Source organism: Streptomyces sp. NPDC059816 (assembly GCF_042732055.1).
Classification (GTDB): Bacteria; Actinomycetota; Actinomycetes; order Streptomycetales; family Streptomycetaceae; genus Streptomyces.
On the sequence record NZ_JBHWIQ010000007.1, the window covers coordinates 298903 to 308787 of the forward strand.

The window sequence follows — 9885 nt, forward strand, 5'->3', positions numbered from 1 at the left end:
GAGTGGGGCCGCCTTCGTGTTTATGGGGGCGCTCGTCCACCCTCGGGGCACGTACCCTTTCCTGTTGTGCCGAACGCCAACGAAGACAACCTCAGCGCCCTGAGCCAGGCGCAGCACCGCGCGGTCAGTGAGCTGCTGCGGGTCTCCCCCGTCGCGGACGAGCTGGCCCGCCGATTCCAGCAGGCAGGGTTCTCCCTCGCCCTGGTCGGCGGCTCGGTCCGCGACGCGCTGCTCGGTCGCCTCGGCAATGACCTGGACTTCACCACCGACGCCCGTCCCGCGGACGTGCTGAAGATCGTGCGGCCCTGGGCGGACTCGGTCTGGGAGGTGGGCATCGCCTTCGGCACGGTCGGCTGCCAGAAGGACGCCGAGGTGGAGAACGCGGCGGCACCGGGTGAGACGGCCGTCCAGCGATTCCAGATCGAGATCACGACCTATCGCTCGGAGGCGTACGACCGCACCTCCCGCAAGCCCGAGGTGTCGTACGGCGACTCCATCGAGGACGATCTCGTCCGCCGTGACTTCACGGTCAATGCGATGGCGGTCGCCCTGCCCGAGAAGGAGTTCGTCGACCCGTACGGCGGACTGGGAGACCTCGCGGGCCGTGTGTTGCGCACGCCCGGCACACCCGAGGAGTCCTTCTCCGACGATCCACTGCGGATGATGCGCGCGGCTCGGTTCGCGGCGCAGCTGGACTTCGAGGTCGCCCCGGACGTGGTCGTGGCGATGACGGAGATGGCCGACCGGATCGGGATCGTCTCGGCGGAGCGGGTCCGGGACGAGCTGAACAAGCTGATCCTTTCCGCGCACCCCCGCAAGGGCCTCACCCTGCTGGTCGAGACCGGGATCGCCGAGCGGGTCCTTCCCGAACTGCCGGCGCTCCGGTTGGAGCGGGACGAGCATCACCGGCACAAGGACGTCTATGAGCACACGCTGATCGTGCTGGAGCAGGCGATGGCTCTGGAGCAGGAGGGGCCCGACCTCGTTCTGCGGTTGGCGGCGCTGCTGCATGACATCGGCAAGCCCAGGACCCGTCGGTTCGAGGACGACGGCCGGGTCTCCTTCCACCACCACGAGGTGGTCGGGGCGAAGATGACCAAGAAGCGGATGACGGCTCTCAAGTACTCCAATGACTTGGTCAAGGACGTCTCGCAGTTGGTCGAGCTGCATCTCCGCTTCCATGGATACGGCACCGGTGAGTGGACCGATTCCGCTGTCCGTCGTTATGTGCGGGATGCCGGCCCCTTGCTGGAGCGACTGCACAAGCTGACCCGTTCGGACTGCACGACCCGGAACAAGCGCAAGGCATCCGCTCTCTCCCGGGCGTACGACGGGCTGGAAGAGCGCATCACGCGACTCCAGGAGCAGGAAGAGCTGGACGCCATCCGCCCGGATCTCGACGGGAACGAGATCATGCAGATCCTCGGAGTGGGGCCGGGCCCGGCGATCGGCCGTGCGTACGCCCATCTGCTGGAGCTGAGGCTGGAGAACGGCCCCCTGGAGCGGGATGCCGCGGTGGCCGCACTGAAGGAGTGGTGGGCCGCCCAGTCCCAGGGCTGACCTTCGGACGGTCATGTTTCACGTGAAACATGACCCGGACGCGTACGAATGCGGGATCGGTGTTTCACGTGAAACACCGATCCCGCACTCATGATCCCGCGGTGGGCGCGGGGTGGGGCTGATGGCGGTACCGCGCCATCAGAAGCGCGACCGCCGCATAGATGACCGTCACGGTGATCACCAGGGCCACGGAGCGGCCGTCCGGGGGGAGCATCAGTGCGGCCACTCCGGCAGCTCCGACGAAGGCGACATTGAACAGCACGTCGTAGACGGAGAAGATCCGGCCGCGGAATCCGTCCTCGACGGACGACTGCACCACGGTGTCCGTGGCGATCTTGGCTCCCTGGGTGGTCACTCCGATGAAGAAAGCAGCGACGAGGATCGGCGCCGGAGTGAACGGCAGGGTCAGGGCCGGTGCCAGGAGGGCTACCGACCCCGCACATGTCGTGATCCATCCATAGGGTCCCAGGCGCCCCACGGCCCAGGGAGTGATCAGGGCGGCGACGAGGAAGCCGGCCCCGGACACCCCCACCGCGAGTCCGAGGAGGGCGAGCCCGCGCTCCGAGGAGTCGTCGCCGGAGGACCAGGCGTACCGGCACAGCATCAGCACCATGACGGTCAGGGCTCCGTAGCAGAACCGCATCAGCGTCATGGCGCCCAAGGCCCGGACCGCACCGCGGCGCGGTGGCTCCCCCAGATGCCGCACCCCGGCAACCAACTCGCGTGCCGTCCCGAGGACCTGGGCCCCCAGCCGTGGATGCCGGTCGGTGGAGTCCGGGCCGAGCGCCTGGAGCCCGATCCGTAGGGCAGCGAGTGCGGCGCCCAGATAGAGGACGGCACCGAGTACGACGACGGCGGTGTCGGAGTCGTCGAAGACCAGGCGCACTCCGAAGGCGAGGCCGCCTCCCACGGTGGCGGCCAGGGTGCCCGCGGTCGGCGACAACGAGTTCGCGATCACCAGTCGCTCATCGTCCACCACGCGGGGCAGGGCCGCCGACAGTCCGGCGAGGACGAATCGATTGATGGCGGTGACGCACAGGGCGGAGGCGTAGAAGAGCCAGTCCGGCACATTGCCGAGGATCAGCACGGCGGTCACCGCGGCGAGCGCCGCACGGAGCAGACTGCCGTAGAGGAACACCTGGCGCCGCGGCCAGCGGTCCAGCAGCACGCCGGCGAACGGTCCGACGAGGGAGTACGGCAGCAACAGGACCGCCATGGCCGAGGCGATGGCTGCGGCGGACGTCTGCTTCTCGGGTGAGAAGACCACATAGGTGGCCAGGGCGACCTGGTACACCCCGTCGGCGCCCTGGGAGAGGAGCCGCACGGAGAGGAGACGTCGGAATCCCTGGAAGCGCAGGAGGACACGCAGATCCCGTACGACAGCCATGGCCCCACCCTCACATAGGCGAAGGTCCCCGGGCACACGACCCGGGGACCTCCTACATCAGCGCGTTGTGCAGGTTCAGCGCTCGATGTCACCCTTGATGAACTTCTCCACGCTCTCCCGGGCCTCGTCGTCGAAGTACTGGACCGGCGGGGACTTCATGAAGTAGCTGCTGGCGGAGAGGATCGGGCCACCGATGCCACGGTCCTTGGCGATCTTCGCGGCGCGCAGCGCGTCGATGATGACACCAGCGGAGTTCGGGGAGTCCCAGACCTCAAGCTTGTACTCAAGGTTCAGCGGAACGTCACCGAAGGCGCGGCCCTCAAGGCGGACGTAGGCCCACTTGCGGTCGTCGAGCCATGCGACGTAGTCGGACGGGCCGATGTGGACGTTCTTCTCGCCGAGGTCCCGGTCGGGGATCTGCGAGGTGACGGCCTGCGTCTTGGAGATCTTCTTGGACTCCAGCCGGTCGCGCTCCAGCATGTTCTTGAAGTCCATGTTGCCGCCGACGTTGAGCTGCATCGTGCGGTCCAGGAGGACGCCCCGGTCCTCGAACAGCTTCGCCATCACGCGGTGCGTGATGGTCGCACCGACCTGCGACTTGATGTCGTCGCCGACGATCGGCACACCGGCCTCGGTGAACTTGTCCGCCCACTCCTTGGTGCCGGCGATGAAGACCGGGAGGGCGTTGACGAAGCCGACCTTGGCGTCGATGGCGCACTGGGCGTAGAACTTCGCCGCGTCCTCGGAACCGACGGGCAGGTAGCAGACGAGAACGTCGACCTGCCTGTCCTTGAGGATCTGGACGACGTCCACCGGGGCCTCGGGGGACTCCTCGATGGTCTCGCGGTAGTACTTGCCGAGACCGTCGAGGGTGTGGCCGCGCTGGACCGTCACACCGGACGACGGCACGTCGCAGATCTTGATGGTGTTGTTCTCGCTGGCTCCGATGGCGTCCGCGAGGTCGAGGCCGACCTTCTTGGCGTCGACGTCGAAGGCGGCAACGAACTCCACGTCACGGACGTGGTACTCCCCGAACTGCACGTGCATGAGGCCCGGGACCTTGGACGCCGGGTCGGCGTCCTTGTAGTACTCGACGCCCTGCACCAGCGAGGCGGCGCAGTTGCCCACGCCGACGATGGCTACGCGAACCGAACCCATTCCGGTTGCTCCCTGTGTGTACTCGGTGAAGCCCTGAGTGGACTTCACGTGGCGGTGTCATCGGACGGATCCGGCCGGGAGGTGTCCCCGTGCCGGGGCAGGCCGCCCGCTTTCCCTGATGTGTCCTGCTGAGCCGGTCGGTGCCGGGCGGGATCCCCGTCCGGGGTCGGAGCGGGCGGCTGTTGCCGCTGCTCCCGTCCCGCCCGCTCGCTCTCGATCAGCTCGTTCAGCCAGCGCACTTCCCGCTCCACGGACTCCATTCCGTGGCGCTGAAGTTCGAGGGTGTAGTCGTCGAGGCGCTCCCGGGTGCGTGCCAGGGAGGCGCGCATCTTCTCCAGACGCTCCTCCAGCCGGCTACGACGCCCTTCCAGTACGCGCATGCGTACATCCCTCGAAGTCTGTCCGAAGAAGGCGAAGCGAGCCGCGAAGTGCTCGTCCTCGTAGGCATCGGGACCCGTCTGGGAGAGCAGGTCCTCGAAGTGCTCCTTACCTTCCGCGGTCAGTCGGTAGACGATCTTTGCGCGGCGCCCGGCCAGTGGTGCCGCAAGGGCGTCTTCGGAGGTCCCTCCGGACTCCTCGATCAACCACCCGTTGGCAACGAGCGTCTTGAGGCAGGGGTAGAGCGAACCGTAGCTGAAGGCGCGGAACACCCCCAGCGACGTGTTCAGTCGTTTCCGCAGCTCATAGCCGTGCATGGGGGCCTCACGCAGCAGGCCGAGGACGGCGAACTCAAGGATGCCGGAGCGTCGGCTCACTGCCGCCTCCTCCTTGTCGTTCGCCGTGGCCATCCGCTGGGATCGGGCCCCGACACGGTCTTTATGTCGAGCTGATGTATCGAGTCGATACATCACGACGATAGAACGGCCATCCGCATGCGACAAGAGGGAGCATGGTGAACGGCGTCACATCACTGATTCGTGCGAAGCAAGTTGCCTGATTTGGGGTGAACTTCGGGGCTAGGCGGGTTTTGACGGTGCGTAGTCTGTGCGGCATGCAGTTCAGGGGATGCCGAGCGACGCCCGAGGGCGCGGCTGTCCCGGACGCATTGCGGATGGGTGTCGAGCGGTGCCGCATCCGTATGTCGGGGGGAACTGGAAGACAGCCGCCGTTTCCAGGCGCGGGAGCGCCTGCCCTAGGAGTAGTCGTTCGATGAGCGAGCACCGTCGGAAACCGCCGCAGCCGCAGAGCGGCGGACGCGCCGCGGCACGGCGCGGCACGTCCGGATCAACGGGGCGTCGTGCGGCCCCGCCCAGCGAAGCTGCGTCTCCGTCCGCTTCCCATGGCTCCCCCCCGGGGGAGCCTGCCGCGGAGGAACGCCCCTACGGAGGCCGGGCGGACGCCCGGCGCGCCTCTCAACGGTCCGGGGGCGCCCGCCGTAGAGGGGCGGACGGGGCGGGCCCGGGCGGCGCCGGTGGCGGTGGCCGCAGAACGGGCGGTCCCGGTGGGGGCAGTGGCCCGGGTCGCGGCCGGGGCCGCGGTGGCCCGCCCCCCAAGAAGCGATTCATCGACTATCCGCGGTCGGGGAAGTACGGCTGGCGGCGTTGGGTGCCCTCCTGGCGATTGGTCGCCGGTACCTTCGTCGGGTTCATCGGCCTGTTGATGGGCGCCTCGGCCATTGCATACACCGCGGTGGGCGTGCCGGACGCGCACGCCGCCGCAGAGGCCGAGAGCAATGTCTTCCTCTGGTCGGACGGTTCTCAGATGGCCTCCACGGGGGGGGAGAAGAACCGCCAGATCGTCAAGATCCACAAGATCTCCACCTCGATGCAGGAAGCAGTCATCGCGGCCGAGAACGCCACCTTCCGCAAGGACCGGGGCGTGGACCCGATGGGTATCGGCCGCGCCGTGTTCAACATGGCCACGGGTGGTGAGACCCAGGGCGGCTCGACGATCACCCAGCAGTACGTGAAGAACTCGTTCCTCACCCAGGACCAGACGGTCAGTCGCAAGGTCAAGGAACTCTTCATCTCGGTCAAGGTCGACACCAAGCTCAGCAAGGACGAGATCCTCGCCGGGTACCTCAACACCGCCTTCTACGGTCGCAACGCGTACGGCATCCAGGCCGCCGCGCAGGCGTACTTCGGTCGTGACTCCGACGATCTGACCGTCGAGCAGTCCGCCTTCCTCGCCGGGCTACTGAAGGGCCCCAACCTCTACAACCCCGACGGCGGGGTGGGGGCCGCCGCGACGCCCGAGGCCAACCGCGAGCGGGCCGAGAAGCGGTGGCGGTGGATCCTGGACCGCCGGGTCGAGGTGGGCTCCCTGACCGCGGAGGAGCGGAAGAAGTACACCAAGTTCCCGGAGCTGGTGAAGCAGACCTCCTCGCTCGGTGGACAGACGGGCTACCTGGTCGACGTCGCCAAGGACTACGTCGCGAAGAAGACCGGAATGAAGCCCGAAGAGCTCGAAAAGGGCGGCTACCGGATCCACACCACGTTCGACAAGAACAAGGTCCGTCAGCTGGAGAAGGCGGTGGAGGAGACCAAGAAGGGCTTCCTCAAGCCGAAGCAGCGGAAGAAGGACGAGTGGGTCCAGTTCGGGGCCGCCTCCGTGGACCCGAAGAACGGTGCGATCGTGGCGCTGTACGGCGGTGAGGGCTACGACGAAGGCCACTACACCAACAACGCCAACACCAGCGGTGTCCCCGTCGGCTCCACCTGGAAGCCCTTCGTGCTGGCCGCCGCGATGGAACACGGCACCTACGCGAGCGGGGGAGAGGCCCTCTCTCCGGAGACGAAGTACAACGGCGACGACCTTCTCGTGATCAACGACAAGGACGGCAACCCCATCAAGGACGCCAAGGGCCGGCCCTTCCGCCAGAAGAACGAGGGCACCAAGATGTGGGGTGACGTGACCCTGGACTTCGCGATGGAGGAATCCATCAACACCCCCTTCGTCCAGCTCGGCATCGACGTCGGCCTCGCCAACACCCGGACGACCACCAAGAAGCTGGGCATCCTGGATGAGAGCTTCGACAAGGGGAACCTGAACAACGCCTCGTTCTCCCTGGGCACCTCGACCCCGAGCGCGATCCGGATGGCCGACTCGTACGCGGTCTTCGCCAACTCGGGCAGGCAGTACGACCCGTACTCGGTGACCAAGGTGGAACGCAAGGGCGAGCCGATGCCCGGCTTCAAGCCGCCCAAGGAGCGCAGGGCCTTGGACGCCCCCGTCGCGGACACCGTGACCAAGGTGCTGGAGAACGTGGTCCAGAACGGTACGGCCGAGAGGATCAAGGACATCGGCTTCCCCGTGGCCGGCAAGACGGGTACCACCGACAAGAACAAGTCCGCCTGGTTCGTCGGCTACACCCGTGAGCTCTCCACCTCGGTCACCCTCTTCCGGACCGACCCCAAGGAAGGGAAGCTGCTCTCCATGAACGGCACCGGTGGCGTGCCGTCCATCCATGGTGGTGACATCCCGGCGCAGCTCTGGGAGGACTACATGTCCGAGGCGCTCAAGAACTCGAAGCACGAGCCCTTCCCCGAGCCCGGCGAGATCGTCGGCAAGGTCTTCAACAAGTCCCCCTCCCCCTCCGCCACCCCTTCGGCCACCGAAGAGGTCGAGAAGGAGACGAAGGAGCCGACCACGCCTCCGACAACGGAGAAGGAAGAAGAGGAAGAGGAAGAGGAGCCGCCGACCACGCCGACGACCCCGAGCAGCACCTGCGGTGAGTGGGACTGGGACTGCAACAACAACGGCGGGGCTGCGAACGGTGGAGCTGCCGACGGGGGTGCCGCGAACGGCGGGGCCGCTGATGGAGGCGCCGCGAACGGCGGGGCTGCGAACGGCGGGGCCGCCGATGGAGGCGCCGCGAACGGTGGAGATGCGAACGGCGGCTCGACCCCGACCGGCTCTGCCTCACCGGGCCAGCCGGGCGGAAACGGGAACGGCAGTGGGAACGGCAGCGGGAGTGGTAGCGGGAATGGTGGCGCCAACGGAGGCAATCCCACCGGGGGCAATGCGGGCGCGGTCGGAGGCTTCGGAGGCACGGGTAGCCCCTGACCGGGGCGAATTCAAGGGGGCGGGGCTCCCCGCTGAGGGCCCGGTGCCCAGCTGCTTGATCGCTCACTGAGCGTGTCCGATGTTTCACGTGAAACGAGGGCCGTCGCACTTCTCGTGCGGCGGCCCTCGCTCTGCTTCGGACTCCCCCGGCTTCGTACGGCAGGATGTTCGCCATGCCCAGTGCAGAGACGACTCCGCCCGAAGTCCATCAGCCGGACCCGGCGCCCCGGTCGCGGACGGATGTGGTCGCGCCGACCCGGGAGGACAAGATCGCCGCGGTCGGCAGCGATCTGATCGGAGGCCCTCTGGGCCGGCGAGCGTTGGTCGGGGCCAACTGGTGGACGCCGGTGCGCGTCATCGCGCTCGTGATGATCGGGATGTTCGCCCTCGGCATGGTGCAGAAGTTCCCGTGTTACGACGGCGCCTGGTTCTTCGGCGCCAGCTCCCAGTACACCCACGCCTGCTACTCGGACATCCCGCACCTGTACTCGGGGCGGGGCTTCGCCGACGGTCTGATCCCCTATTTCGACCGGCTGCCCGGGGACATGGAGTACCTGGAGTACCCCGTGCTCACCGGTGTCTTCATGGAAGTCGCCGCGTGGCTCACCCCGGGCAGCGGCACCCTCCAGCACCAGCAGCAGATCTACTGGTTCGCCAATGCCGGCATGTTGATGGTGTGCGCGGTGGTCATCGCGGTGTGTGTGGCCCGTACCCACCGCCGCCGCCCCTGGGACGGCCTGCTGGTGGCCCTGGCGCCTGCATTCGCCCTCACCGCCACCATCAACTGGGACCTGTTCGCCGTGGCCCTGCTCTCTGCGGCCCTCCTGATGTGGTCCCGTGGACGCCCGCTCGCCTTCGGCGTGTTGCTGGGGCTGGCGACCGCTGCGAAGTTCTACCCGTTCCTGGTGCTCGGCCCCCTGTTCCTGCTCTGTTGGCGGGCGGGCAAGTGGCGCGAGTTCGGGACGGCGTTCTTCGGTGCGGTCGGAGCCTGGTTGCTGGTGAACGTCCCCGTGATGGCGATGGCACCCGAGGGGTGGGCGAAGTTCTATTCGTTCAGCCGTGAGCGGGGCATCGACTTCGGATCCATCTGGCTGATGATCTCGCAGCGGATGAATGTGCACATCACCCCGGAGAGCGCCAACAACTACGGCATGTTCCTGATGATCATCATCTGCCTGGCGATGATCCCGCTCGTCCTCATGGCTCCCCGGCGCCCCCGACTCGCGCAACTCGCCTTCCTCGTCGTCGCCGCGTTCATCCTCACCAACAAGGTGTACTCCCCCCAGTACGTGCTGTGGCTGGTGCCCCTGGCCGTGCTCGCCCGGCCGCGCTGGCGGGACTTCCTGATCTGGCAGGCGTGCGAGGTGGCGTACTTCCTCGGCATCTGGATGTACCTCGCCTACACGACCAGCGGCGACGCCCACCGCGGACTGCCGCCGGACGGGTACCACCTCGCCATCAGCGCGCACCTGATCGGGACGCTGTACCTGTGCGCCGTGGTCGTGCGCGACATCCTGCTGCCGGAACGGGACGTGGTGCGCCGCAGTGGCGACGACGATCCCTCGGGCGGGGTGCTGGACCGGGCGCCCGATGTCTTCACGATCGGCTCCCGGGCGCGCTGGGGCAGCCGTGCCGAGCCGGCGGGGGAGGTCCGGGTCGGCTGGGGGCGGCCCGTGGACCGGAAGGACGAGGACTACGGCCCGAAGGGTGTTCGCTCTGAGCGAACGTAGTCGAGGGGCGCGGTACGGGTGAGGGCGGCACACGATCTGATCGTG

Annotated in this window: 6 protein-coding genes; 3 read left to right on the plus strand and 3 right to left on the minus strand. The window is 67.6% G+C overall.

From position 1 onward, the window contains the following. Positions 1–66 precede the first annotated feature (66 nt). Positions 67–1560, plus strand: a complete 1494-nt coding sequence (locus ACFV88_RS12705) for a CCA tRNA nucleotidyltransferase (RefSeq protein ID WP_385489367.1) — start codon at positions 67–69, stop codon at positions 1558–1560. Positions 1561–1648: 88 nt separating this feature from the next. Here the strand turns inward: ACFV88_RS12705 and ACFV88_RS12710 are convergent, their stop codons facing one another. From ACFV88_RS12710 to ACFV88_RS12720, 3 genes are all read right to left on the minus strand, one after another. Next, positions 1649–2947: an MFS transporter gene (locus ACFV88_RS12710; RefSeq protein ID WP_385489370.1), complete on the minus strand. Its 1299-nt coding sequence runs from the start codon at positions 2945–2947 to the stop codon at positions 1649–1651. Positions 2948–3022: 75 nt separating this feature from the next. Further along, entirely contained in the window at positions 3023–4105 is a 1083-nt protein-coding gene (locus tag ACFV88_RS12715) for an inositol-3-phosphate synthase (protein ID WP_385489373.1), read from the minus strand. Positions 4106–4149: 44 nt separating this feature from the next. Continuing rightward, on the minus strand, positions 4150–4860 hold the full coding sequence (locus ACFV88_RS12720) for a PadR family transcriptional regulator (RefSeq protein WP_385489376.1): 711 nt from the start codon (positions 4858–4860) through the stop codon (positions 4150–4152). A gap of 394 nt (positions 4861–5254) precedes the next feature. On the opposite strand from ACFV88_RS12720, the gene ACFV88_RS12725 reads away from it, so the two are divergent. Together ACFV88_RS12725 and ACFV88_RS12730 are read left to right on the plus strand one after the other, a co-directional pair. Further along, positions 5255–8110 (plus strand): transglycosylase domain-containing protein, encoded by a 2856-nt coding sequence (locus tag ACFV88_RS12725; RefSeq protein ID WP_385489378.1) that lies wholly within the window; start codon positions 5255–5257, stop codon positions 8108–8110. Positions 8111–8274: 164 nt separating this feature from the next. Continuing rightward, on the plus strand, positions 8275–9840 hold the full coding sequence (locus ACFV88_RS12730; RefSeq protein WP_385489380.1) for a glycosyltransferase family 87 protein: 1566 nt from the start codon (positions 8275–8277) through the stop codon (positions 9838–9840). Positions 9841–9885: the final 45 nt, after the last annotated feature.